General features: G+C 61.5%; 23 protein-coding genes. 12 read left to right on the top strand and 11 right to left on the bottom strand.

Features of this window, described 5'->3' with window-relative positions:
* Nucleotides 1-30: 30 nt before the first annotated feature.
* Nucleotides 31-1,113, bottom strand: coding sequence for a branched-chain amino acid ABC transporter substrate-binding protein (locus ACQ7C1_RS19090; protein ID WP_097599265.1), 1,083 nt, complete (start codon nucleotides 1,111-1,113; stop codon nucleotides 31-33).
* Nucleotides 1,114-1,390: 277 nt separating this feature from the next.
* Here ACQ7C1_RS19090 and ACQ7C1_RS19085 point away from each other — a divergent pair, with 277 nt between their 5' ends.
* Together ACQ7C1_RS19085 and ACQ7C1_RS19080 are read left to right on the top strand one after the other, a co-directional pair.
* Entirely contained in the window at nucleotides 1,391-1,885 is a 495-nt protein-coding gene (locus ACQ7C1_RS19085; RefSeq protein ID WP_085778299.1) for a flavin reductase, read from the top strand.
* 27 nt (nucleotides 1,886-1,912) lie between these two features.
* The gene (locus ACQ7C1_RS19080; protein WP_064705086.1) at nucleotides 1,913-2,233 is read left to right on the top strand and encodes a TfoX/Sxy family protein; all 321 of its coding nucleotides are present in this window, start codon (nucleotides 1,913-1,915) and stop codon (nucleotides 2,231-2,233) included.
* On the opposite strand, the gene ACQ7C1_RS19075 is transcribed toward ACQ7C1_RS19080, so the two are convergent.
* The 5 genes from ACQ7C1_RS19075 to ACQ7C1_RS19055 form a co-directional block, all read right to left on the bottom strand.
* Complete coding sequence (locus ACQ7C1_RS19075; RefSeq protein ID WP_430959433.1) at nucleotides 2,203-2,643, bottom strand: NUDIX domain-containing protein; 441 nt, start codon at nucleotides 2,641-2,643, stop codon at nucleotides 2,203-2,205. The genes ACQ7C1_RS19080 and ACQ7C1_RS19075 overlap by 31 nt on opposite strands.
* Before the next feature lie 6 nt (nucleotides 2,644-2,649).
* A complete protein-coding gene (locus ACQ7C1_RS19070; protein ID WP_085778297.1) occupies nucleotides 2,650-4,149 on the bottom strand; it encodes a DEAD/DEAH box helicase in 1,500 nt (499 codons plus the stop codon).
* 157 nt (nucleotides 4,150-4,306) lie between these two features.
* A complete protein-coding gene (locus tag ACQ7C1_RS19065; RefSeq protein WP_430959432.1) occupies nucleotides 4,307-5,620 on the bottom strand; it encodes a peptidoglycan DD-metalloendopeptidase family protein in 1,314 nt (437 codons plus the stop codon).
* Nucleotides 5,621-5,725: 105 nt separating this feature from the next.
* Nucleotides 5,726-6,553, bottom strand: coding sequence for a ferritin-like domain-containing protein (locus ACQ7C1_RS19060; RefSeq protein WP_097599271.1), 828 nt, complete (start codon nucleotides 6,551-6,553; stop codon nucleotides 5,726-5,728).
* The gene (locus ACQ7C1_RS19055) at nucleotides 6,550-7,023 is read right to left on the bottom strand and encodes a peroxiredoxin (protein ID WP_183700307.1); all 474 of its coding nucleotides are present in this window, start codon (nucleotides 7,021-7,023) and stop codon (nucleotides 6,550-6,552) included. Before ACQ7C1_RS19055 ends, ACQ7C1_RS19060 begins: the two co-directional genes overlap by 4 nt.
* A gap of 125 nt (nucleotides 7,024-7,148) precedes the next feature.
* On the opposite strand from ACQ7C1_RS19055, the gene ACQ7C1_RS19050 reads away from it, so the two are divergent.
* Nucleotides 7,149-10,547 (top strand): AsmA-like C-terminal domain-containing protein, encoded by a 3,399-nt coding sequence (locus tag ACQ7C1_RS19050; protein ID WP_430959431.1) that lies wholly within the window; start codon nucleotides 7,149-7,151, stop codon nucleotides 10,545-10,547.
* A gap of 13 nt (nucleotides 10,548-10,560) precedes the next feature.
* Here the strand turns inward: ACQ7C1_RS19050 and ACQ7C1_RS19045 are convergent, their stop codons facing one another.
* Entirely contained in the window at nucleotides 10,561-12,222 is a 1,662-nt protein-coding gene (locus ACQ7C1_RS19045) for an alpha-amylase family protein (protein ID WP_430959430.1), read from the bottom strand.
* 200 nt (nucleotides 12,223-12,422) lie between these two features.
* Here ACQ7C1_RS19045 and ACQ7C1_RS19040 point away from each other — a divergent pair, with 200 nt between their 5' ends.
* Nucleotides 12,423-12,704 carry a hypothetical protein gene (locus ACQ7C1_RS19040; protein ID WP_430959429.1) on the top strand — a complete coding sequence of 94 codons (282 nt, stop codon included), beginning with the start codon at nucleotides 12,423-12,425 and terminating at the stop codon, nucleotides 12,702-12,704.
* A gap of 63 nt (nucleotides 12,705-12,767) precedes the next feature.
* Here ACQ7C1_RS19040 and tyrS read toward each other — a convergent pair whose 3' ends face one another.
* Nucleotides 12,768-14,024: a tyrosine--tRNA ligase gene (gene tyrS, locus ACQ7C1_RS19035; protein ID WP_430959428.1), complete on the bottom strand. Its 1,257-nt coding sequence runs from the start codon at nucleotides 14,022-14,024 to the stop codon at nucleotides 12,768-12,770.
* A 131-nt stretch (nucleotides 14,025-14,155) separates the two neighbouring features.
* Here tyrS and ACQ7C1_RS19030 point away from each other — a divergent pair, with 131 nt between their 5' ends.
* Entirely contained in the window at nucleotides 14,156-15,268 is a 1,113-nt protein-coding gene (locus tag ACQ7C1_RS19030; protein ID WP_430959427.1) for an anhydro-N-acetylmuramic acid kinase, read from the top strand.
* Nucleotides 15,269-15,324: 56 nt separating this feature from the next.
* Here ACQ7C1_RS19030 and ACQ7C1_RS19025 read toward each other — a convergent pair whose 3' ends face one another.
* Nucleotides 15,325-16,002, bottom strand: coding sequence for an alpha/beta hydrolase (locus tag ACQ7C1_RS19025; RefSeq protein WP_064705075.1), 678 nt, complete (start codon nucleotides 16,000-16,002; stop codon nucleotides 15,325-15,327).
* A 217-nt stretch (nucleotides 16,003-16,219) separates the two neighbouring features.
* On the opposite strand from ACQ7C1_RS19025, the gene ACQ7C1_RS19020 reads away from it, so the two are divergent.
* The 7 genes from ACQ7C1_RS19020 (at nucleotide 16,220) to sufA (ending at nucleotide 23,557) form a co-directional block, all read left to right on the top strand.
* Nucleotides 16,220-17,386, top strand: a complete 1,167-nt coding sequence (locus ACQ7C1_RS19020; protein ID WP_430959426.1) for a cysteine desulfurase family protein — start codon at nucleotides 16,220-16,222, stop codon at nucleotides 17,384-17,386.
* Between the two features lie 168 nt (nucleotides 17,387-17,554).
* Nucleotides 17,555-19,024 (top strand): Fe-S cluster assembly protein SufB, encoded by a 1,470-nt coding sequence (gene sufB, locus ACQ7C1_RS19015; RefSeq protein WP_430959425.1) that lies wholly within the window; start codon nucleotides 17,555-17,557, stop codon nucleotides 19,022-19,024.
* A gap of 323 nt (nucleotides 19,025-19,347) precedes the next feature.
* The gene (gene sufC, locus ACQ7C1_RS19010) at nucleotides 19,348-20,106 is read left to right on the top strand and encodes a Fe-S cluster assembly ATPase SufC (RefSeq protein WP_064691723.1); all 759 of its coding nucleotides are present in this window, start codon (nucleotides 19,348-19,350) and stop codon (nucleotides 20,104-20,106) included.
* A gap of 24 nt (nucleotides 20,107-20,130) precedes the next feature.
* Nucleotides 20,131-21,405, top strand: a complete 1,275-nt coding sequence (sufD, locus tag ACQ7C1_RS19005) for a Fe-S cluster assembly protein SufD (protein WP_430959424.1) — start codon at nucleotides 20,131-20,133, stop codon at nucleotides 21,403-21,405.
* 13 nt (nucleotides 21,406-21,418) lie between these two features.
* Nucleotides 21,419-22,660 (top strand): cysteine desulfurase, encoded by a 1,242-nt coding sequence (locus tag ACQ7C1_RS19000; RefSeq protein ID WP_430959423.1) that lies wholly within the window; start codon nucleotides 21,419-21,421, stop codon nucleotides 22,658-22,660.
* A 12-nt stretch (nucleotides 22,661-22,672) separates the two neighbouring features.
* Nucleotides 22,673-23,053 carry an SUF system Fe-S cluster assembly protein gene (locus tag ACQ7C1_RS18995; RefSeq protein ID WP_064705069.1) on the top strand — a complete coding sequence of 127 codons (381 nt, stop codon included), beginning with the start codon at nucleotides 22,673-22,675 and terminating at the stop codon, nucleotides 23,051-23,053.
* Between the two features lie 111 nt (nucleotides 23,054-23,164).
* Nucleotides 23,165-23,557 carry a Fe-S cluster assembly scaffold SufA gene (sufA, locus tag ACQ7C1_RS18990; protein ID WP_085778285.1) on the top strand — a complete coding sequence of 131 codons (393 nt, stop codon included), beginning with the start codon at nucleotides 23,165-23,167 and terminating at the stop codon, nucleotides 23,555-23,557.
* Nucleotides 23,558-23,613: 56 nt separating this feature from the next.
* Here the strand turns inward: sufA and ACQ7C1_RS18985 are convergent, their stop codons facing one another.
* A complete protein-coding gene (locus ACQ7C1_RS18985) occupies nucleotides 23,614-23,919 on the bottom strand; it encodes a flagellar basal body rod protein FlgC (RefSeq protein WP_430959422.1) in 306 nt (101 codons plus the stop codon).
* Between the two features lie 153 nt (nucleotides 23,920-24,072).
* The gene (locus tag ACQ7C1_RS18980; RefSeq protein WP_430959421.1) at nucleotides 24,073-25,113 is read right to left on the bottom strand and encodes a GH25 family lysozyme; all 1,041 of its coding nucleotides are present in this window, start codon (nucleotides 25,111-25,113) and stop codon (nucleotides 24,073-24,075) included.
* Between the last annotated feature and the right edge of the window lie 54 nt (nucleotides 25,114-25,167).

The following is a 25,167-nucleotide window of genomic DNA, read 5'->3' as shown; positions in this document are numbered from 1 at the left end:
ACGGCGCCGGAATTCAGGGCTGGCGGCCGCTCATTGCGTCGGCGCAGCAGGTGGAAAAAAGCCATTGCCCCGCCATTCAAGCAGGCGGTAGGGGTTTTGCGAAAGCTCGTGCGCGCCGGTGAAGGCGACCGCGCCGATTGGTGTCTGGAACGTCGTGCCGACAAGGGTCTCCCGCAGCGGCTTGCCGGCGGCAGCGGCGGCTTCGGCCGCCTGGCCGGCAATCAGGGCCGCCGCCAGGGATGGCAGGACATAACCTTCAGGCTCGGTGCCCTTGGCGCGCAAAGCGCCGGCCGCCGGCGCGCCTTCTGGAAAAAGAGCATATTCGGGCAGGGCGACGGCACGCACCCCGGGGGCGAGAGGCTGCGGCTGATCGGCGGCGCGCATAGCGTCGCCGCCGAGGATCGACAGCGGAATGTTTTCCGCCTTGGCGTCGCGGGCCATGACGGCGACATCGTTGCGATCGCCGCCAACGAAGACCCTTGTGGCGCCGGCCCGTTTCAGGCGGCGGACGAGGGCGATCTGCTGCTCCTGTCCCGGCCGGTAGGTATCGGTGAAAACTGGCTTCAGGCCGTTCTGCTCCAGCGCATTGCGCACAGCTTCCGTCAGTTCGCGGCCATGAATGGTGCCGTCCTCGATCAGCGCGATGGGGTCGGCTGCCCAGTCCTTGAGGATCACCTCGATGATCTTTGCCGCCTCAGTGCCGTCGGCCGGTGCCAAGCGGAAGAGCGGCCAGCCGTTTTTCAGCGCATCCTCCATCAGGATGCGCGAACGTGCCGAAACGGTGATCGCGGGAATATTGGCGTCCTTCAGCTTCGGCAGTGCGCCTTCCAGCGTCTCACTGCAGAGAAAACCAACGGCAATCTGCACCTTGGCACTCACGAGCGCATCGGCGACCGCCGCGCCGCTATTGTCCTCGCAGCTCTCGTTGACGGCGACGAGCGTATTGCCTGATTGCTGGATCTCGAAACCGGCGCCGGCGGCGATCTGCGCGCCGAGCAGGCCGAGCGGCCCGCCCTGCGGGGCGACGACGCCGATCGTCACGCCGGCCGCATGACCTTGCGCCGCCGTTCCGAGCAGCGTCAGAAAGGCTGCTATGCCACGCAGGTTGATCATGAAAGGCGAAGATCCCTAGCCATCGTCCATGCCCTTTTATCCGTAAGGCCGCAATCGTCAAAGAAAAACAAGCGGAACCCAGCGCTTTTCACCGGTCCTATTGTAGAAAAGGTAACCGATGCTCGCCATATTGGCGCGATAGCAAGTCGAACTACGGTGCCGGACCTCATTTCAGTCGCGCAAAGGACACTGTAGCATTTTGAATTGCTGCATAGTTCTCCTAAATCGATCCCGATTTAAGGAACGACGCAGGCAGAAGAGCACGCGGGAGAAGCACGTGTTGAACAGGCAGCATATCGACCCCGGCCTTTATCGCGATGCCATGAGCCGTTATGCCGGTCATGTGCAGCTTGTGACGACGGCAATGGAAGGTCTGCGCCGCGGCGTCACCATCACCGCCGCCTGCTCGGTCTCGGACAACCCGGCTTCGGTGCTGATCTGCCTCAACAATACCAATCCGAAGAACGAGATCTTTTTCCGCAGCGGCATCTTCGTGCTCAACACGCTCGGCGCCCACCACCAGGCCGTCGCCGACGCTTTCTCCGGGCGCACCGCGATTGCCAATGACGAGCGCTTCGCCAGCGGCCGTTTCGACACGCTCGTCACCGGCGCCCCCGTTCTTGCCGATGCGCTCGCCGCCTTCGATTGTCGGGTGACCGACATCAAGGAAATGCCGACACACAATGTCATCTTCGGTGAGGTCGCCGCCGTCCGCTTCAGCGAGAAGCACCCGGCGCTCATCTATATGAACCGGGATTATCACACGCTGTAATGCGGCTGGCGGGTAAGGAAACAGAGAATGGATAATGCCGGAATCGAGGAAATGTTTCAGGGGCTCGGCCCCGTCACGATCAAGCGCATGTTCGGAGGCAAGGGCATCTATCATCTCGGGCGCATCGTCGCCGTCGAAGTGCGCGACGAGATGCTACTGAAAGCCGATGAGACGAGCGCTCCGGAATTTGCTGCCGCCGGCGCCACGCAATGGGCCTATGAAGGCAAAAAGGGCAAGCCGGTGAAAATGCCCTACTGGTCGATTCCCGAAGAGGCTTACGACGATCCCGATCTGATGGCGAAGTGGGTGCGGCTCGCCTATGAGGCGGCGCTTCGCGCCGAAAGTTGAGCGGGTGGCAAGGCTGCGATCGCCGCCTTGGTGAAGGCTGACAGCGGTTCCGGCAAATCCGTCAAGGGAAACCAGCCGAAATCCGAAAGCTTGTCCGGCTCGGTCAATTGCGGCTCGCCATCGACGTCGCGCGCGAGATAAAGGATGGAGATCCAGTGCTGGCGGTCGGCATCGATGATCTGTTCGGTCATGCCGATGCGCTCGATCCGGCCGATCCTGAGGCCGGTTTCTTCCTCGGCCTCGCGGCGCGCAGCTTCTTCAGCCGACTCCATGTGATCGACCTTGCCGCCGACGATGTTCCAGTAGCCGGCTTCAGGTGGGCGCATGCGCTTGTAGAGAAGGATCCTACCTTGGCGTAGGATCACCAAGCCGACGCCAAGGCCCGGGAAGTCGACGCCAGGCTTGCCCAATGGATGCTAGACCTTGGCGCTGCCGGCGATCAGCATGAAGGCGGGGATATCGTCGCCGAAACCGACCGGGGTCGGGCCGTCGTCGTGATCACGATGACGGCGGCGGTCGCGGCTGTCGTCATTTGCCGGATAAGGCCGATTGTTGCGCGCATTGTTTTGCGGCTTCTGCTCTGCTTTGCGCTCGTTCTTCACGACTTCGGCCTTTGCTGGTGCTGCTGTGATCACTTGGACGTCATTATCCTGTATGTCGTTATCAGATTTATGACTCGCAGTACTGTGTCTGCCGCGTCCGCGCCCGCGATCCTTGTCGCCACGTTCGCGTCCGTTGCGGCGAGGACGGTCGCTGTCCTTGCCTTCTTCCGCCGGTGGCAGCGAGTTCAGGTCGCCATTCAGCCATTCGACATTTTCGCCGATCAGCCTCTCGATGGCGTCAACGAACTTCGTGTCGCGCTTGGTGACGAGAGTGAAGGCGGCGCCGGATCGGCCGGCGCGGCCGGTGCGGCCGATGCGGTGGACATAGTCCTCGGAGTGGATCGGCACGTCGAAATTGAAGACGTGGCTGACATCGGGAATGTCGAGACCGCGGGCGGCAACGTCGGAGGCCACCAGCAACTGGAGGTTACCGTCACGGAAGTTCTGCAGCATCGTCGTGCGGGAACGCTGGTCCATGTCGCCATGCAACGCACCGACGGAGAAGCCGTGGCGTTCGAGCGAACGGAAGAGATCGGCGACATCCTTCTTGCGGTTGCAGAAGATGATCGCGTTCTTGAGTTCGGTCTGGGCGCGGACCAGCTCACGTAAAACCGCGCGCTTCTCGTAATCCTTGCTGTGCGAGGCGACGAAGCGCTGCGTCACGGTCTTTGCGGCCGAAGCGGGCTTTGCCACTTCGATGCGCTCCGGGTTCTGCAGGAACCGGTCGGCGAGCTTCTGGATCTCCGGCGGCATGGTGGCCGAGAAGAACAGCGTCTGGCGGGTGAAGGGGATGAGCTTGGCGATGCGCTCGATGTCGGGAATGAAGCCCATGTCGAGCATGCGGTCGGCCTCGTCGATGACAAGGATTTCAACGCCGCTCATCAAGAGCTTGCCGCGCTCGAAATGGTCGAGCAGGCGGCCGGGCGTGCAGATCAGCACGTCGGCGCCGCGCTCGAGCTTGCGATCCTGGTCCTCGAAGGAAACGCCGCCGATCAGAAGCGCGACATTGAGGCGGTGGTTCTTGCCGTACTTCTCGAAATTCTCGGCGACCTGAGCGGCGAGTTCGCGCGTCGGCTCGAGGATCAGCGTGCGGGGCATGCGGGCGCGGGCGCGGCCCTTTTCCAGAAGCGACAGCATCGGCAGGACAAAGGATGCCGTCTTGCCGGTGCCCGTCTGCGCGATGCCGCAAATATCGCGGCGTTCGAGCGCAAAAGGAATGGCTCCCGCCTGAATAGGCGTGGGGGTCGAATAGCCCGCATCGGCAACGGCCGATAGCACTTTTTGGCTCAAGCCAAGGTCAGCGAATGTCGTCAAAGGGAAAACTGTTTCCGTTCCGGTTCGGCCGAGCTCTGAACGAGTCGGCGGGATTGCATGCCGCAATGCAGCGCGACATAGCTCCGAATGGCCGGCAAGTCAAGAAATAGAGAGGCCGCACCCTGTGCAGAGTGAAGCTTTGGTTACCGGGCGGGTATTACTTGATATAGGTGGCGAGTTTAAGGCCCGCATTCATGAAATATACTGGATCGACCGCATGGCCGTTCTGGCGCACTTCATAATGCAGATGGGTACCGGTCGAGCGGCCGGTGCTGCCGGCAAGGCCGATGACGTCGTTGCGGTCGACCGTATCGCCGGCCGTGACCAGAACCTGGGACATGTGGCCATAACGCGTCGAGATGCCGTTGCCGTGATCGATCTCGACCATATTGCCGTAACCGCCTGTCCAGCCGGCTGATATCACCTTGCCGGGCGCTGTCGGGCGGATCTTTTCGCCCGGCGAAAAGCGGAAGTCTACGCCGGAATGCAGCGCCAGGCGGCCCAGGAAAGGATCGCGCCGGTTGCCGAAGGGGCTGGTCATTTCCTTGCCGACGGCAGGGTTGCGGAAGGGCAGGGATTCGGCGGTATTACGCACAGCTTCGAGCCGTGTCAGCGCGCCGTCGAGAGCGATCAGCGAATTGTTGAAATCGTCATTGCTCTCCGGCTCGACGAACGGGCCGCCAACGGCGCTGTCGTCCCAGTCCTGCTTGGTAGCGGTCTCGGGCATCGGAATCTTGAACCGGGTCAGCACGCTCTCGATGGCATTGGCGGCATTGCCGGCGTCGCTCGTCAGTTGCTCGACGCGGTTGCGCTGGTCCTGTTCGACATCCTTCAGCGACAGCGTCACCTTGGAGAAGATGCGGTCGGCGCGATCGCCGACCGTCTCTGTGGCCGGCACGTAGGCAAGAGTCGTATTGTCGGGAGTGGCGTCGGCTGGTGCGCCGCCTGCGAGCTGTTTCTCGATAGCCTCGATGCCGCTTTCGCCGAGCGAAGCGCGCTTGTCCTTAATGGCCGGGGCATAGGATTGCGCAGGCGAAGACGGCGCGCTTTCCTTATCTGTGAGCCCGGAGCTTTCGGCACGATCGAGCAAGTTGTCGAGCTTGCCGTGGCGTGAGGTGAGCGCCATCTGCTGCTCCATCAGCTTGTCGACTTTGTCTTCCACTACCTGTTGGTCAAGAAGTTGACGGGAGGTGATGCGGTCGACCTGGGCGCGAAGGGCGGCGATGCGGTCCTCATAGTCGTGCTGCATGCGGGCCTGGCGCGCCATAGTGGCGCCGATCAGGTCGTCGCGCAGGACGAGATAGGAGGTCGCCAGGAGATAGCCGATGGAAAAGACGCCGAGGAAGCAGAAGGCGAGAGCGGCCATCCACGGGCGAACTGTCATGTGGCGGACCTTGTCACCGCTTGCCAGGATCAGAATATGTTCCTGCGCCCGCTTGCCGAATACCCGGTGCTGATGTCCGCCGTTCACGCAGGCTCTCCCGATTGATGCTCTACGCCTCTTTCGGAAAATTAGACACGTTTATGGTTAATGAATGCTTTCGTCGTCGCGGTTTACGTTAGAAAATCGATCAGCTCATGCATGGCTGATCGATGCCAGGGAGCGGTAGAAGGATGGCGTCAGCCCGGCTTCGGCGCGAGCGAGATCGTTGAAAGGCGGCTTCAGCGGCCCGCGGAAATTGGCGCGCACCAGTTCCTGAAAGGCCTTTGCCGGATCGCGTTTCTCCCGCGCGCAGAGGAAGCGGAACCATTTGGCGCCGACGGCGACGTGACCTTTCTCGTCGTTGTAGATGACATCGAGCACCGCAGCGCTTTCGAGATCGCCGGTCTCACGCATCTTCGCCTGCAACGAAGGGGTGACGTCGAGACCGCGGGCTTCCAGAATGAGCGGCACGACGGCGAGTCTCGCCGTGAGATCATTGCGCGTCGAATGAGCCGCCTGCCACAACCCGTCATGGGCGGGAAGATCGCCGTAATCGGCGCCGAGATCGTTGAGGCGGGCGCGCACCATGCGGAAATGCTTCGCTTCCTCGAAGGCGACCTGCATCCAGCCGTCGAAGAAGGAATTGGGCACAGGCTCGGTCGCGAATCGTGCGACGATATCGAGCGCCAGATCGACGGCGTTGAGCTCGATATGAGCAATGGCATGGAGAAGGGCGATCCGGCCTTTCAGCGTGTGCAGCGAGCGCCTTTCCACCTGGGTCGGCGGCGTCAGTACCGGTTTCTCGGGGCGACCGGGCCTCTCCGGCAGGGCTGCGTCGAGCGGTGAGCGCAGCGACACCCGGCGGGCGAACCAGCGGGTGGCGCTTTCCTGCGCAAGGGCGGTCTTGCGGTCGAGATCGGCTGAGCGGATGGCGTCGATAGCGCCGCCGCGCAGCGAGCTTATCGCGAGATCACCGGTCACGCGGCCAAGTTCCTGACGGCTTCGAGGACGGTCTCGGCATGGCCCTGCACCTTCACCTTCTGCCAGATCGTCGCGATCGTGCCGTCCTGGCGGATGAGGAAAGTCGTGCGCTCCACGCCCATGAAATTGCGGCCGTACATACTCTTTTCCTTCCAGACACCGTAGGCCTGGAGCGTCGTCTTCTCTTCGTCGGAGGCGAGCGCCACCGAAAGACGGTGCTTTTTGATGAACTTGTCATGGCAGGCTGCCGAATCGGGTGACATGCCGATAACGGCAGCACCTGCTGCTTCAAACTCCGGCGCCAGCGCTGTGAAAGCCAGCGATTCAGCCGTGCAGCCTGTCGTGTCGTCCTTGGGGTAGAAGAAGATAACGAGGGGCCGGCCGTGAAAATCGGAAAGCGAGACACGGCCGCCGCCATCGCGGGGGAGGTTGAAGTCGGGGGCCAGGGCACCGATGCCGGGAACCGCCATTGGGAAAACCTTTCTTTTGCCGGGTTTATGGATGACACTCTCTGTCCCCGAATTATATATTGGACGGAAACCCGTCCAGCATGGCCGGGTTCAATTCTTCGATTTAAGGGAGAGCCCGAGGGCGCATGTCAGCCATCCGCGGCGAAAAGGTCACGTTTCGCAAGAAGGATATCGTTGCGCTGGACCGCTTGCCGTCCGCTCAGGCCGAGGATCCGATCATCGTTCATTGCCCGCCGCCGCGTTCGCCGATGCGCCGGACGGCGAAGCTGACGTCAGTTTTTCTAGGACTGATTCTCATTATCCTTGCTGCCATCGTGTTCACCATCGAAGGCGGCATGTTCGACAAGCCGCTGTCTCAGCAGGCGCAGGCGGCGCTTGATGGCGTGGCGGGACCGCGTTACCGAGCCGAAGTCGGCTCCACCGTCATCCGGTTCACCTCCGACTTCCGACTGGCGCTGGAAGCGCGCAACGTCAATATGATCGACCAGAAGAGCGGCCAGCACCTGTCGACGACGGGTTCGGTGCGCCTGGGCCTCGATCCGCTGCAGCTTTTCCGCGGCCGCATCGCCGTTGCGGATATCGAAGCGGAGGATATCGCACTCGACACCGCGCTTCTGCCCTCCGGCAACCCGGTCAAGCTTGACGATCTGCGCCTCGACGCCATGCCGGCGGCGATGGAGACGATCTTCGCGCAACTCGACGTGTTCGACAGCATCGTGACACGCGGCTCGACGAATTCGGTGCGCATCTCCGGCATCGACATCAAGCTTGCCGATACCGCGAACGGCCCGCTGTCGCTCGTCGTCGACAATCTGGTGTTTGCTCTTGGCGGGCCATCCTCGCTGCAATTGAGAGGCGAGGTGGCGCTTAACGACGAGGTGGCGGAACTCGACGTGCTGGCCGAGAAGGAAGACGGCCAGGTGTCGAAGGTGACGGCAACGCTCAAGCATGCGAACCTGACGCCGTTTACGCTGAAGCGCAACGATCAGGGCGTGATACGGCAGGGACTTAATACTTTTGCCGATCTGACGGTGTCGGCCACCAGGGCGCGCGATGGCGTCGAGCCGGCGCTCGCGGCGACGATCGACGTCGATCCCGGTCTGATCTATGCCGACGGCGATCCGCAGGAACTGTCGGGCGGGCAAATCAATCTGGCCTATGACTTCGTCAAGCAGACAGTCGAGATCGCTAAATCGAATCTCCGGTTCGGCGCAACCACGCTGCCCCTCAACGGCGCGCTGATCGATCTCGACAAACTCGATCCTAAAGCCGGCAAGGGCTTCGGCATCGATCTGCTCGTCAGCGGCGGCACTGCCGCCCCGAGCGGCTCCGGCGAAGAGCCTGTTGCTTTCGACGTCCAGGCGACCGGACGCTATATGGTCGCCGGCCGGGAATTCCTGTTTCCCAATATGACTGTCTCCAGCCCGCTCGGCGCGCTCTACGGGGCGTTGCACATCAGGCTCGGTGACAAATCGCCGGAAATCAGCTTTGCCGGCCAGTCCAGAGAGCTGCAGACGACGGCGATCAAGCAGCTCTGGCCGTTCTGGATGGCGCCCAAGGTGCGCACTTGGGTGCATGGCAATCTCTTCGGCGGCACCGTGACCGATGCCTCGATTTCAGTCTTCATTCCCTTCGGTCGGCTTGACGAGGCAGCCGGCGGCAAAGGATTGAAGCTCGACACCAATCAGATCCGCATCGGCTTCGATATTGCAGGCGCGCGGATGAACGTCGCCGGCGACATTCCGCCGGTCCGTGATACGGCGGCGCATTTCGATCTGACCGGTCCCGTTGCAACGATTTCGATCAAGAGCGGCATGTCCTATTTTCCTTCCGGCCGGTCCGTCGGCCTCGGGCAGGGAACGTTCGTCATACCGTCCGCCTACGACAAACCGCTGATGGCCGATATCGATCTTGCAGTCTCGGGCGCGGCGGACGCCATAGGCGAGCTCCTCACCTATAAGCCGATCCGGGTGCTGCAGCGCGCCGGCTTTACGCCCGACGATTTCAAGGGGCATATCGACGCGAATGTGAAGGCGCATTTCGGACTACTGTCATCACAAAACCCGCCGCCGGCCGAGTGGAAGGCCGCCATGAAGCTCGCGGACGTCGATCTTGCCAAGCCGTTTTCCGGCCGCACGATCAGCAATGTCAGCGGCATGCTGAACGGCGATCCGAAGCAGATCACGCTCGACGCCAAAGGCGAGATCGACGGCATTCCTGCCGATATCGATCTGACCGAGCCGGTCGAGGCGTCGTCTGGTGTGCAGCGGCAGCGCGTGATTACGGCGACGCTCTCCGATGAGCAGCGCAGCAAGGTGATGCCCGGGCTTTCCGATATCGTCAGGGGCAACCTGAAGATGGTGCTGACGCGGATCGACGATGACCGGCAAGACGTTCAGCTCGACCTCACCAAATCGATGCTCGACCTGCCCTGGATCGGCTGGTCGAAAGGCAGCGGCATTGCCGCCTCCGCGGAATTCGAAATGTCCGGCCCGCCCGAGAATACCGAGATCAAGAGTTTCCGGCTGAAGGGTGATGGCTTCGGCGCCAGCGGATCGCTTGTTGTCGGCAAGACCGGCCTTATCTCGGCGGATTTCGACAGCGTCAGGCTCTCCTCGCTCGACGATTTCGCTTTGTCGGTCAAACGCAGCAAGGGCAATTTCGACGTCTCCGTTTCCGGCGACAGCGCCGATGCGCGGCCGATCATCGCCCGATTAAAATCGGGCTCGGAGGGCGGCGAGGACGGCGATCGCGACAACACCGGCGTATCGATGCGCGCCAAGCTGAAAAACGTCGTCGGCTTCAATGACGAGAAGGTCGGCAATTTCCAGGCGCAGGTGTCACTGCGCGGCGACAGGCTGCAGACGCTGAATTTTTCCGGCATCACGGACAGCGGCGAGGCCGTTGTCAGCCAGATGAAGGACGGCGGTGTCATCAATATCACCAGCGGCGACGCCGGTGCGGTATCGCGTTTTGCCGATCTCTATCAGCACATACAGGGCGGCCTGCTCAACCTGGCTATCCGGCTTTCGCCGCAGGGCGGATGGGACGGCTCGCTAGATGTGCGCCGCTTTTCGATCGTCAACGAACAGCGCCTGCATTCGATCGTCTCGACACCTGTCGGAAACGAGCAGCGAAGCCTCAATGAGGCGGTCAAACGCGACATCGACACCTCTTCGCAACGCTTCCAGCGCGGCTTTGCCCGCGTCATCTCGCGCAATGGCATGGTCGGTATCGAGAACGGCGTGCTGCGCGGCGACCAGATCGGCGCGACTTTCCAGGGCGTGGTGCGCGACCGCAAGGGCAATATGGATATGACCGGCACCTTCATGCCGGCCTATGGCCTCAACCGCCTCTTTGCCGAATTGCCGCTGATCGGCGTCATCCTCGGCAATGGCAGCGACCGCGGCCTGATCGGCATCACCTTCAAGCTCACCGGCAAGTTCGACCAGCCGAACCTGCAGATCAATCCGCTATCGATAATCGCGCCTGGTGTTTTCCGGCAGATTTTCGAATTCCAGTGAGGAAAAGCGAGGCTTAGATATCTTTCCGCCTGAGGAGATAGTCGAGACCGCCGACCCGATACCAGCGGTAGCCATAGGCATCGAGCATGACCGTATGGCGCCCTTTGCCGTCGGCTTCGCTGCTTGCCCCATCGGCAATATCGATCAGCAATCGCCCGAGCTCGCCAACATCAGGATCGAAGGTTACTTCCGTCGGGTGCGGATGCAGGTTATGCAGGATCAGCACCGAATTGCCGCGCCAGTCATAGCGCAGCGCCAGCACGCCGTCGTCACCTGTGTCGACCGTTGAGAAATCGCCCCAGCCGATCTCGGGAGCCTCCTTGCGCATCCGGATCATCCGCTCGGTCCAGTTCAAGAGCGAATTCGGATCGCGCCGCTGGACGGCGACATTGATATGTTCGAAACCGTAGGGGCCGTCCTTGATAACAGGCGAAACGGACTTCGCGCTTTTGGTGAAACCGCCTTCCGGCTCCGTCGACCATTGCATCGGCGTGCGCGCGCAGCTGCGCTCCGGCAGGCACAAATCGTCGCCCATGCCGATTTCATCGCCGTAGCGGATGACTGGCGTTCCGGGCAGCGAGAACAGCAGGCTGTAGGCCAGCTCGATCCTGCGACGGTCGCCGCCGAGCATGGGCGCGAGGCGCCGGCGAATGCCCCTGTCGTAAAGCTGCATGCCCTTTTCGGGGCCAAACGCGGCGAATACTGCGTCGCGCTGCTTATCCGTCAGGCGACCGAGATCAAGTTCATCGTGATTGCGAAGAAACAGCCCCCATTGTGCGGTCGCCGGGCGCGGCTTGGTGGCATCCATCGCCTTCTTCAGAGGCCGCGTGTCGGCGGTCGCGAGCGCATAAAACAGCGTCTGATTGACTTGGAAATTGAACATCATCTGCATGCGGTCGCCGTCGTCGCCGAAATATTCGAAATTGTCCTTCGGCAGGATATTGGCTTCCGCCAGCACGATGGAGTCTCCCAGGCGCCATTGCAGGAATTCGCGAAACTTTCTCAGCATGTCAAACTGCTCGACCGGCTTGGTGACCTCGGCGCCCTTCGTGGCAATGATGAAAGGGGCAGCGTCCATTCGGAAGCCCGAGACGCCGAGCTGAATCCAGAAGCCCATTATCTTGAGGATCTCCGCCTGCACCTCAGGATTGGAGGTGTTGAGATCAGGCTGGTGATCGTAGAAGCGGTGGAAATAATAGGCCCTGGCTTTTTCGTCATAGGTCCAGGTCGTCTTCTGGACACCCGGGAAGACCATCCCCTGATCAGCGTTTGCAGGCTTTTTGTCTGACCAGACGTACCAGTCGCGATAGCGTGACTGTGGATCGCTTCTGGCGTCTTCGAACCAGGGATGATCCTTCGAGGTGTGATTGATCACCAGATCGATCAACACCCGGATGCCCCGCTGTTTGGCACCATGGGTGAACTCGACGAAGTCGCCGAGCGAGCCATAGCGCGGGTCTACATTATAGTAATCGGAAACGTCGTAGCCGTCGTCGCGACCGGGCGAAGTTTGGAACGGCATGAGCCAGATCGCCGTCACGCCGAGTCCGGAGAGATAGTCGAGACGGCGCATCAGACCCTGAAAATCACCGACGCCGTCGCCGTTCGCATCCATGAAGGTCTCGACGGACAGGCAGTAGATGACGGCGTTCTTATACCAGAGGTCGTTGATCATGCCGGCGCTCCAAATGCATCTGGTCGCAAATCCCGTCGGGCGGAAAAGGTTCCGGGAAGGCGATATCGTGGCGCGGCCAGTTGGATAATTCGCAGCTATAGCGACAGGCTGGTCATTGATACTTTGATTATTTTAGAGAATTCTGATGTAGTGTTGGCGCCAGCTGCGGCAGCGGCCGGCGCGCAATGTCGGAGGATGCCATGCAGTGCGCCCGGACAGTCTCTTTTCTATCGGCGACCATGATGGCCGTGACAGTTGGCGAGGCTTCGAATTCTGCAGAAAAGGGCGCACGGCTGAAAGCGCTGAAGAGCATCCCCTTCGAGCATGTCCTCCTGGTTCCCCTCGACGCAAAGATGACGCCACCGATTTTCTCGATCGGCTGGTGGTCGCGCGTGCGACCTGCTTCGGAGGTCAATCCGCCCGGACCTTTCCTTCGAGAGACGAAACAAGACGAAGCGGAATACCGATCGCGGGCCGACTGATCCCGCGCCAAAGGAAAAGCCGGCGCGGGGGCCGGCTTCAAGATCCGTCTAATTTGAAGCCACCTACGCCGCGCGGCGGATCAGGATGTGCTTCTTCTTGCCGAGCGAGAGCTTGATGACGCCGTCGGCGGTGATTTCGCCGCTGCCGATCAGGCGGCGTTCGTCGCTGACAGCCTCATCATTGATGCGCACCGCGCCGCCCTGGACGTGGCGACGAGCCTCGCCGTTGGAGCCGGCCAGGCCGGCGCGGACCATCAGCGAGAGCAGGCCGATGCCGCCGTCAAGTTCGGTGGCGGGGATCTCGACCGAAGGCAGGTTTTCGGCAACACGGCCTTCCTCGAAGGTGGTACGCGCCGTTTCGGCGGATGCTTCGGCCGCCTGGCGACCGTGGACGATCGCGGTCGCTTCCGTGGCGAGAATCTTCTTCGCCTCGTTGATTTCGGCGCCGCCGAGGGCCTCGAGTCTGGCGATCTCGGTGAGCGGCAGGCGGGTGAAGATCTTCAGGAAGCGGCCGACATCGGCATCCTCGGTGTTGCGCCAGTACTGCCAGAAATCATAGGGGCTGAAGACGTCCTCGTTCAGCCAGACGGCGCCGGAGGCAGTCTTGCCCATCTTGGCGCCCGAGCTCGTGGTCAGAAGCGGCGTCGTCAGGGCGTAGAGCTGCGGTGTCCCCATGCGGTGACCGAGATCGACGCCGTTGATGATGTTGCCCCACTGATCCGAACCGCCCATCTGCAGACGGCAGCCGTAGCGGCGGCTGAGCTCGACGAAGTCGTAGCCCTGCATGATCATGTAGTTGAATTCGAGGAAGGAGAGCGACTGCTCGCGGTCGAGGCGCAGCTTGACGCTGTCGAAGGACAGCATGCGGTTGACCGAGAAATGCCGGCCGACATCGCGCAGGAATTCGACGTAGTTGAGCTTCATCAGCCAGTCGGCATTGTTGACCATGAAGGCATCGGTCGGGCCGTCCCCGAAACGCAGGATGCGCGAGAAGATCTTTTTGATACCTTCGATGTTGGTGGAGATCGCCTCCGGCGTCAGAAGCTTGCGCTGCTCGTCACGGAAGGAGGGGTCGCCGACCATCGAGGTGCCGCCGCCCATCAGCGCGATCGGCCGGTGGCCGGTCTCCTGCAGCCAATAGAGCATGGTGGCGGAGATCAAATTGCCGATATGCAGGCTCGTCGCCGTTGCGTCGTAGCCGACATAGGCCGTCACGACCTCCTTCGCGAACAGGTCGTCGAGGCCGCTTTCATCGGAAACCTGATGAATGAAGCCGCGCTCTTTCAGCGTGCGGAGGAAATCGGACTTGAACTCGGACATGGTTTTCGTCTCTTCGTGCCTGCGCTGCGCCCACCGGGCTTCGCGCAACTTCGTTGTTGTTGATCTGTCGCGGCGCGTTTAGCACTGTTTTTACAAAAGTGCATCCGGGAATCGCATGGGAGGCAAGCCTCATGGATGTCGTCAGAACCGCGATCGGCCTGATGAGCGGCACGTCGATGGACGGAATCGATGTCGCGCTGATCAGAACTGACGGCCGCGGCTTCATCGAGCGCGGGCCGTTCCTGGGCGTGCCGTATGATGCTGAGTTTCGTGCGCGTCTCAAACGGGCGCTGGAACTGGCACGGCCGCTTCGCGACAGGAACGAACGGCCGGGGGAACTTCGCGAAATAGAGGACGAATTCACCCTACGGCATGCCACTGCCGTTACGGCATTCCTCGAGCGTTTCGGGTTCACGGCCAATGGCATCGACGTTGTCGGTTTCCATGGCCAGACGGTGCTTCACCGGCCGGACGAGGGACTGACGATCCAGATCGGTGACGGCCGGGAACTGGCGCGCCGAACGGGCCTGCCGGTGGTTTACGACATGCGTGCCAACGACATGGTGCATGGCGGGCAAGGTGCGCCACTGGTGCCGGTCTATCACGCTGCCCTTGCGGGAAAATTCCAGCAGGCGGGAGAGGCGGTGTGCTTCGTCAATATCGGCGGCATCTCTAACCTCACCTATGTCGGCGCTGACGGCCGGATTGCCGCCTTCGACAGCGGCCCTGGCAATACGCTGATCGACCAATGGATAGAGATGCAGACCGGCAAAAGCTATGATCCCGGCGGCCAGATCGGCAGGCGCGGCAAGATCGTCCCGGCTCTGGCGGAGCGGTATCTGGACAGCCCATTCTTCCGCGGCAATGTCCGCCGTTCGCTCGATCGCGGCGATTTCGCACCACTTCGGCCTGGCGATGCGAGCCTCGAAGACGGCGCTCGGACGCTTGCGCATGTCGCCGCCGCATCGATCGTCAAATCCGCCGGGTTCCTGCCCGAACGTCCCTCCGCCTATATCGTCTGCGGCGGCGGACGGCTGAACGGCACCTTGATGGCCGAACTCTCGGCGATGGCCGAGGGATCGAAAGTGTTGAGCGCCGAGGCCGCGGGCTTCGACGGCGATGCGATGGAGGCCGAGGCCTGGGCCTATCTTGCCGTACGCTCGCTGGACGGGCTGCCGCTGACCTTTCCCGGCACGACGGGAGTTGCGGCTCCCGTCAGCGGCGGCGTGCTGGCAACGCCATGACAAGCGAAGAACCCAGCGCGTGAGGATGCCGGTGGGCAGACGCCGGCGCCATGCGGTCAGCGGATCCGCTTGGCCGCCGGCTCGGGCACGAGCTCGCCGTTGAGGCGACGGTCGAGATAATCCTCGCATTCGCTCATCAGCGTCTCCACCTGACCATTGAAGAAGTGGTTGGCGTTTGCGACGGTGCGATGGGTGATGAGGATTCCTTTCTGGGTTTTCAGCTTTTCGACCAGGCCGTTGACATCCTTTTCCGGCGCGACCTTATCGGCCTCGCCGTTGATGATCAGACCGGACGAGGGGCAGGGCGCCAGGAAGGAGAAGTCGTAAGTATTCGGCTGCGGGGCGATGGACATGAAGCCCTCGATCTCCGGCCGGCGCATCAGAAGCTGCATGCCGATCCAGGCGCCGAAGGAATAACCGGCGACCCAGCAGGTCTTGGAATCGGGGTGCAGGCTCTGCACCCAGTCAAGCGCGGAGGCGGCATCCGAGAGTTCACCGGCGCCATGATCGAATTCGCCCTGGCTGCGGCCGATGCCCCGGAAGTTGAAGCGCAACGTCGTGAACCCGCGCTTCTGGAACATGTAGAAGAGTTGGTAGACGATCTGATTGTTCATCGTGCCGCCGAACTGCGGATGCGGATGCAGGATGAGGGCGATAGGCGCGCTTTTTTCCTTGGAGGGCTGGTAGCGGCCTTCAAGTCGGCCGGCTGGGCCGTTGAAAATAACTTCGGGCATTGGTACTCCGGGTTTTATTTCGCGTTCGCGCTGCGTTGGACGACAACATGACTTGACTAATGTTGTCAGCTTTTCTAAAACGCAGTTTAGAACAATTCGAAACTTGCATGGCGATCCACGCTTCGTGGAACGTGTCATACGGCAAGCCCGGCGGAAATTTCAAGAAAAATGCACCGCGGCCGCTGAAGCAAGCTCGTCAAGCGCAGGACTGAAGATCATGGCGGCGCCACGCCTTTATCTCGACTGGAACGCCACAGCGCCGCTGCACCCCGCAGCCCGCGAGGCGATCATGCGCGCCATCGACATATTCGGCAATCCGAACAGCGTGCATGGGGAGGGGCGTGCCGCCCGCGCCGCCATCGAAGGCGCACGGCGCAAGGTGGCCGCCCTTGCCGGCACCGATCCGGGCAACGTGATCTTCACCAGCGGCGCGACGGAAGCCGCCAATCTGGTGCTGACGCCGGATTTTCGTATGGGTCGCACGCCGCTTCAACTCGGCCACCTCTATTTTTCCGCCGTCGAGCACCTCGCTGTACGAGAGGGAGGCCGATTCCCGAAGGACCGCACGACCGAGATCCAGGTGACGGACGCCGGTATCGTCGATCTGCAAGCGCTGGCCGCATTGCTCGACGCCCATGACAAATCGACGGGCCTTCCGATGGTGGCGATTATGTTCGTCAACAACGAGACGGGCATCGTCCAGCCGGTCGAAGAAGCGGCCAAGATTGTGCGGGCGCACGGTGGTCTCTTTGTCATCGACGCCGTGCAGGCGGCCGGTCGTCTGCCGATCGAGATCGAACGCATCGGCGCGGATTTCATCATCGTCTCCTCTCACAAGATCGGTGGACCGAAGGGGGCGGGTGCACTGATCGCGCGCGGTGAGGCACTGATGCCGAAGGCGCTGATCCGCGGCGGCGGGCAGGAGAAAGGTCACCGCTCGGGAACGCAGAATTCGCTGGCGCTGATTGGCTTCGGAGCTGCGGCGGAAGCCGTGCTTCAGGATCTTGAGGAACGGAACGCTGCGATTGCTGCGCTACGCGACAGGCTGGAAGCCGGCATGCACGCTACCGCGCCGGATGTCATCATCCACGGCGCCGGTGGTCCGAGGGTCGCCAACACGATTTTCTTCACGCTCCCTTGCCTGAAGGCGGAGACTGGGCAGATCGCTTTCGATCTTGAAGGCGTTGCCCTTTCGGCGGGCTCTGCTTGCTCATCCGGCAAGGTCGGCGAAAGCCATGTGCTGACGGCGATGGGGCGCGACGCCAAGCTCGGTGCGCTGCGCATCTCGCTCGGCTTTTCGACCACTGAAGAGGATATCGATAGGGCGATTGCCGCCTTCACGAAGATCGCTTGCCGGCGCAGGTCGGCGGGCGAGGCGGCTTGACCGCCTCATAAACTTGCGGAAATGCAAATTTCCGCTTGCCAATCGGGCTGAAAAGTCCCTTTTGGCCTCTTACATCAGGGCAAGGTGTTGCCCCATATGACGGGCAAAGACGATTGCCCATATGCTACAAGCTGCCGGACCTTGTATCCGGCGAGATTGGAGAATGAAATGGCTGCCGTGCAGGAAACGATCGACCAGGTCCGCCTGATCGATGTGGACCAGTACAAATACGGTTTCGAGACCGTCATCGAAATGGATAAGGCGCCGAAGGGCCTATCCGAGGATATCATCCGCTTCATTTCGGCCAAGAAGCAAGAGCCGGAGTGGATGCTGGAATGGCGTCTCGAGGCTTATCGGCGCTGGCTGACGCTGGAAGAGCCGACCTGGGCGCGCGTCAACTATCCGAAGATCGATTTCAACGACATCCATTATTACGCCGCGCCGAAGAGCGCGCCGGGTCCGAAGTCGCTCGACGAGGTCGATCCGGAGCTGCTCAAGGTCTATGAAAAGCTCGGCATTCCGCTGCGCGAACAGGAGATCCTGGCCGGCGTCGAGAAGCCGAAGATCGCCGTCGACGCTGTTTTCGACAGCGTCTCGGTCGTCACCACCTTCAAGGCGGAGCTGAAGAAGGCCGGCGTGATCTTCATGTCGATCTCCGAAGCCATTCGCGAGCATCCCGAACTCGTTCGCAAATATCTCGGCTCGGTCGTGCCGACCTCGGACAATTATTATGCGACGCTGAATTCGGCTGTTTTCACCGACGGCTCCTTCGTCTTCGTGCCGAAGGGCGTTCGTTGCCCGATGGAGCTTTCCACCTATTTCCGCATCAATGAGAAGGGCACCGGCCAGTTCGAGCGCACGCTGATCATCGCCGAAGAGGGCGCCTACGTCTCCTATCTCGAAGGCTGCACCGCGCCGCAGCGCGATGAAAACCAGCTGCATGCGGCCGTGGTCGAACTGGTTGCGCTCGACGATGCCGAGATCAAATATTCCACCGTCCAGAACTGGTATCCGGGCGACAAGGAAGGCAAGGGCGGCATCTACAACTTCGTCACCAAGCGCGGCGATTGCCGTGGTCACCGCTCGAAAATTTCCTGGACGCAGGTCGAAACCGGCTCGGCGATCACCTGGAAATATCCGTCCTGCATCCTGCGCGGCGACGACAGCCGCGGCGAATTCTACTCGATCGCCGTTTCGAACGGCCATCAGCAGATCGACAGCGGCACCAAGATGATCCATCTCGGCAAGAACACGTCGAGCCGCATCGTCTCCAAGGGCATCGCCGCCGGTGTGTCCAACAACACCTATCGCGGCCAGGTCTCGGCTCACCGCAAGGCGTCGAATGCGCGTAACTTCACCCAGTGCGATTCGCTGCTGATCGGGGACAAGTGCGGCGCCCATACCGTGCCTTATATCGAGGCGAAAAACTCGACGGCGCAGTTCGAGCACGAAGCGACGACCTCGAAGATTTCCGAGGACCAGCTGTTCTACTGCCTGCAGCGCGGCATCCCCACCGAGGCGGCGATCGCGCTGATCGTCAACGGCTTCGTCAAGGAAGTCCTGCAGGAACTGCCGATGGAATTCGCGGTCGAGGCGCAGAAGCTGATCAGCATCTCGCTGGAAGGCAGCGTCGGCTGACATGAATGAGGCGGACAAAAAGCGCATTTTTGGACGTCTGGAGAATATGCGCGGGGAGATACTGGCGAAAATTCGTTCCCGCGAGAGGAAATACGAGACGGAGACGCCGTCGGAGCAGCCTTATGTGTTTCTCCGACAGCGGGTGGAGAAACCAGGAGAGGTCCTCTTGGCTCTACCCGCGTGGATCGAATGGCTTCGGTTCATAACAGTCGCGGTTTTCCGTCTGATCCATTCTTGGCGATAGCGCCAAGCACAACATTTCGATGCCCTTAGAAATTGCGCGAGGCTCAGACGAGCTACGCGGAGGAACGCAGGAACCAAAGATGCTTGAAATCAAGAACCTTCACGCTCGTATCGCCGAAGATGGCACCGAGATCATCCGTGGCCTGAACCTCACGGTGAAGGCCGGCGAAGTGGCGGCGATCATGGGGCCGAACGGCTCCGGCAAGTCGACACTCTCCTACGTGCTGTCGGGCCGCGAAGACTATGAGGTGACCGAGGGCGACATCCTATATAACGGCGAGAGCATTCTCGAGCTCGATCCGTCCGAACGCGCCGCCAAGGGCATCTTCCTCGCCTTCCAGTATCCGGTCGAAATCCCCGGTGTCGCCACCATGCAGTTCCTGAAGGTGGCGATGAACGAACAGCGCAAAGCGCGTGGCGAGGACGAGTTGACGACGCCGGATTTCATGCGCCGTGTCAAGGAAGCAGCGGCCAAGCTGCAGATCAATACCGAGATGCTGAAGCGGCCGCTCAATGTCGGTTTCTCCGGCGGCGAGAAGAAGAGGGCCGAAATTCTGCAGATGGCGCTGCTGGAGCCGAAGCTCTGCGTGCTCGACGAAACCGATTCCGGCCTCGACATCGACGCGCTGAAGATCGTTGCCGACGGCGTCAACGCGCTGCGTTCGCCCGACCGCGCCGTCGTCGTCATCACCCACTACCAGCGCCTGCTCGACTATATCGTGCCTGACACCGTCCACGTCCTTTACAAGGGCCAGGTGGTCAAGTCCGGCGACAAGACCTTGGCGCATGAGCTGGAAGCCAATGGTTACGCCGACATCATCGGCGCAGCAGCGGCCTGAGTTCGGGTGGAAAGGACAACGTCCATGAACATGCAGACGACGAGCCGTCTCACCGCGGCCGAAACGGCGCTGATCGAGGCCTTCAACCATCAGATTGGTGACCTGCCCGGCAATGGTGCAGTGACGGCGCTGCGTGACCGGCTTCTCGACGATCTCAAGAAAGCCGGCTTGCCGACGCGCCGAATCGAAGCCTGGCACTATACCGACCTCAAGAATCTGCTGCGCGCTGTACCGGCGCAAGTGGGTGATGCCGGCTCCAACGCACTCGAGCCGATCGTTGCCGGTTCCTCGGTGCTGGCGGTCATCCAAGGCCATGCCAATCAGAAGGCTACCATCGATGGTCTTGGGCTTTCGGCCTATTCCGAACGGCTGATCGACGGTTCGGCTGTCGAAAGGCTCGATGCATTGGGCAGCGACGATGCGGTCGGCCGGATCAACGGCAGCTTCGTGCGCGACGGCTATGTCGTCGATGTGCCCGATGAAACCGAGCTTGAAAATCCGCTGGAAATCCAGTTCATCCATGCCGGCGGGCAGACGCATACGCGTCTCCCGGTTTCCTTCGGCGCCGGCGTCAAGGGAACGGTCATCGAGCGTCACCGTGCGGTGACGGGCGATGCGGCCTTCGTGTCCCACGTCAGTGACATCGCGGTTGGCGAGGGCACGGAGTTGACCTGGATCATCCTGCAACAGCAGGGCGCCGACGACACGCATCTTGGTCAGATCCGCGTCGATCTCGGCGCTAACGCCAAGCTTCGCCTGTTCGTCATCAACGCCGGCGGCAAGCTGGTGCGCCAGGAACTGAATATCAAGGTGACGGGCGAAGGCGCCGATCTGACGCTGCGCGGCATCAATCTGCTCGGGGCCGAGAGCCATACCGATGTGACAATGGTGCTCGGCCACGATGTGCCGCATACCGGTTCGACCGAAGTGATCCGCAACGTCGTCTTCGACCGCGCAAAGGGCGTCTTCCAGGGCATGATCCGGGTTGCGCCTGACGCCCAGAAGACCGACGCCAAGATGGCCTGCAACACGCTCTTGATGTCCGACGACGCCGAATTCTCGGTGAAGCCGGAGCTCGAGATCTTCGCCGACGACGTGCAGTGCGGCCATGGGGCGACGGTGACCGATATCGACGCCAATCATCTCTATTACCTGATGGCGCGCGGCATTCCGGAAAACAAGGCGCGGGCGATGCTCGTCAATGCTTTCGTCGCCGAGATTGTCGAGGAACTGGAAGACGAGGCCCTGGTCGAAGCGCTGGAAGGCGTGATCTCGGCCTGGCTCGAAAAGCACGCCTGATCGGATAAATGCCATGGACAAGATAGTTCCGGCCACTGAGTACGACGTCGAAGCCATCCGCCGGGATTTTCCGATCCTGGCGGAGAAGGTGCACGGCAAGCCGCTGGTCTATCTCGACAACGGCGCGTCGGCGCAGAAGCCGCAGGCGGTGATCGACGCCATCTCGCATGCTTACGCCCATGAATATGCGAATGTGCATCGCGGGCTGCATTACCTCTCCAATGCCGCGACGGATGCTTATGAGGGAGCGCGCGAGAAGGTCCGCCACTTCCTCAACGCGCCTGATGTCAACGACATCGTCTTCACCAAGAATTCGACCGAAGCGATCAATACTGTCGCCTATGGCTGGGGCATGCCTAAGATCGGCGAAGGCGACGAGATCGTCCTGACGATCATGGAGCACCATTCCAATATCGTGCCCTGGCACTTCATCCGCGAGCGCCAGGGCGCCAAGCTGGTCTGGGTGCCGGTCGATGAGGAAGGCGCCTTCTATATCGAGGATTTTGAGAAGAGCCTGACGGAGCGTACCAAGCTTGTCGCCATCACCCATATGTCGAATGCGCTCGGCACGATTGTTCCGGTCAAGGAAGTCTGCCGCATTGCCCATGAACGCGGCATCCCGGTGCTGATCGACGGCAGCCAGGGCGCCGTGCACCTGCCGGTCGACGTGCAGGATATCGACTGCGACTGGTATGTCATGACAGGCCACAAGCTCTACGGCCCGTCGGGAATCGGCATTCTCTACGGCAAGAAGGAGCGGCTCTCGCAGATGCGGCCCTTCCAGGGCGGCGGCGAGATGATCTTCGAAGTCGCCGAGGACTCGGTCACCTACAACGATCCGCCACATCGCTTCGAAGCCGGCACGCCGCCGATCGTGCAGGCGATCGGGCTCGGTTACGCCCTCGACTATATGGAGAAGGTCGGCCGCGAGGCAATCGCCCGGCATGAGGCCGATCTCGCAGCTTACGCGACCGAGCGCCTCCGGTCGGTCAATTCGCTGCGGATGTTCGGGACAGCACCCGGCAAGGGGAGCATTTTTTCCTTCGAACTGGCAGGCATTCACGCCCATGACGTCTCGATGGTAATCGACCGGCAGGGCATTGCCGTGCGGGCCGGCACCCATTGTGCCATGCCGCTCTTGAAACGCTTCGGCGTCACCTCCACATGCCGTGCATCGTTCGGCATGTACAATACCCGCGCCGAGGTCGATGCCCTGGCCGATGCGCTTGACTATGCGCGCAAGTTCTTTGCCTGAGGAGTGTCCGTGATGAGCCTGGACGAAAGCGAACAGAAGATCGATGTGCGCGAAGGCATCGTGCATTCCAGCATCCCGGCCGATGAACTGGCGCGGCTCAGCGATGACGTCATTGCCGCGCTGAAGACCGTCTATGACCCCGAAATCCCCGCCGACATCTTCGAACTCGGTCTGGTCTACAAGATCGACATCGAGGACGACCGGATGGTGAAGATCATGATGACCCTGACCGCGCCCGGCTGCCCGGTTGCCGGCGAGATGCCGGGGTGGGTGGAGAATGCCGTCGGCGCCGTCGAAGGCGTGTCGGGCGTGGAGGTCGAAATGACCTTTGATCCGCCGTGGACGCCGGACCGGATGTCCGAGGAGGCGCAGGTCGCCGTCGGCTGGTACTGAGCTGCGCTAGTAGCAGTACCGCGCGCGGTATTGATCCGTTTACCTCGGGCGACTACATTTGATTCACGAAGCACCGGATCTTGACCCCGGTTGTGGAAGGAGAAAAAGCCGATGGGCTTTGCAGTGATGAGCATGACGGAAGGGGCTGCCGCCCGCGTCAAGGCGATCGTCGAAAATTCCGGACCGGAAGCCAAGGGCGTGCGTGTCGGCATCAAGAAGGGCGGCTGCGCCGGGATGGAGTACACCATCGACCTGGTGACCGAGCCGAACGCCAAGGATGACCTGATCGAGCGGGACGGCGCCAAGGTCTGGGTCGAACCCTCAGCCGTGCTGTACCTGCTCGGCACCGAAATGGGCTTCGAGCAAACGACGCTGCGCTCCGGCTTCACCTTCACCAACCCTAACCAGACATCGGCCTGCGGCTGCGGCGAATCCGTCGAGCTGAAACCTGCCGATCTCGCGGCGCTTGCCGCACAACGCCAGAGCGAACCTGCGCATTCCTAAGCCGTTCAGGCCGGCGAGACTTCTCAGCCGGCTAGCACCCGGTGAAATACGGGCGCTCAGTCGCGCTTGATGCTCATCAGCATTTCCCACATATCAGCGCCGGTCTCGAAGACCACGGCGTTTGCCTTGTAGCTCTGCTCGGCTTCGATCAGATCGGTCAGTTCTGTGGCGGGATCGATGTCCGAATCCGTCTGATTGACGCTCGCCTGGACGCCGCCTGGTTCGACCGAGGTGAAGCTGGTGCTCAGCTTGGCAAAACCTGATGTGCTGCTGTTTGCGATGTTGCTCGCAATCGCGCCGACCCGTGCCGTCTGTGCCCGCATTCCCGAAAGCGCCGTGCTCGCAATACCTGATATGCTCATCGCTGTTTTCCCCAGGACTGGATGAAATTGTTATACAAGCAAGGGCTTAGGGAATGCTGAAGCCGTTGCGTTAGTAAAGACCTGCAGACGAGCACGTCCTGCCGCTGCATCTGCCTCGAATTGGCACGGAACGGGATCTGGAGACGGCATTCGCTACCGCGACGCTATCCAGTCGTGCCAATCGCTTTCATTACCGTTGAACACATTGAGGTCGATCTTGCCGTCGACGCCGTCGGAAAGGCCCGAGCCGGAATATTGCCAGAAGAGCCACTTCCTGCCGGGATAAACCTTGGACGGGTGAGCGGCGACCGAGCGCAGCCAGAAGGGATAATCGAGCATCTGGCCCTTCAGATTGTCGCGATAGAAGTCCGGCGCCGTGTAGATGATCGGGCGCTGGCCGTAATGCCGCTCGAGCTTGTCCATGAAGACCTGCATCTTTTCCCGGACCCGAGCCGGGGAGATGCGGCGCTTGCAGCTCGACTCACCGTTCCACTCGACATCGATGACGGGCGGGAGGGCGTTGGCTTCCTTCGGAACGTTGCGGATGAACCAGTCGGCCTGTTCGCCGGCTGTCCGGCACCAGTAGAAGAAGTGATAGGCGCCGTGTTTCAGGCCGGCTTCCTTTGCGCGGCGCCAGTTCTTCTTGAACATCGGATCGAGGTGGTCGCCGCCGTCGGTCGCTTTGATGTAGACGAAGTTGGCCCCCTGCTGGCGCAAAGTTTCCCAGTCGATCTCGCCCTGCCAGCGCGACACGTCGACGCCATGCACGGCAAGCTTTCTCGGCGAAGTCCTGCCGAAGTTGATCGGTTTGGCATCGCGGAAGCGGTGGCTATAGATTCGCGAGCGTTTGGGGGATTTCGGGCCGGCGTCAGGATCGACATCCGGGGCATCGGGCATCAGCATCGCGACAGGCCTTTCCGTCGGCATCGGCATGCCGACCGGCCTGTCCGCTGGCGCAAGCGCTTGCGGCTCCGGAACGGGCCCTGTCCAGCTCAGCGCCTGCTGCGGCGGGCTTGCCTGTGGCGCAGGGTCACCGACAGCAGCAGCCGGTATCGGGCCGTTTGGCTTGCTGATGGCATTGGTGGTTTCCACCGACGGCACAGGGGTGAGCACATCTTCGGCGCCGGAGCTTGCGGCGCATCCCGACAGGATCAGGGTGGCGAGGAGAATTGCTGGCACAGCCGATGGACGCATGAGAACTCGCACGCAAAACAGAGGTTGACGGCAACATCCATCACAGGTGGAAAC

It is taken from the genome of Rhizobium sp. Nf11,1 (genome assembly GCF_050587665.1).
Taxonomy (GTDB): Bacteria; Pseudomonadota; Alphaproteobacteria; order Rhizobiales; family Rhizobiaceae; genus Rhizobium.
Note: the sequence above shows the minus strand (reverse complement) of the source record. Positions and strands in the feature narration are given on the sequence as shown.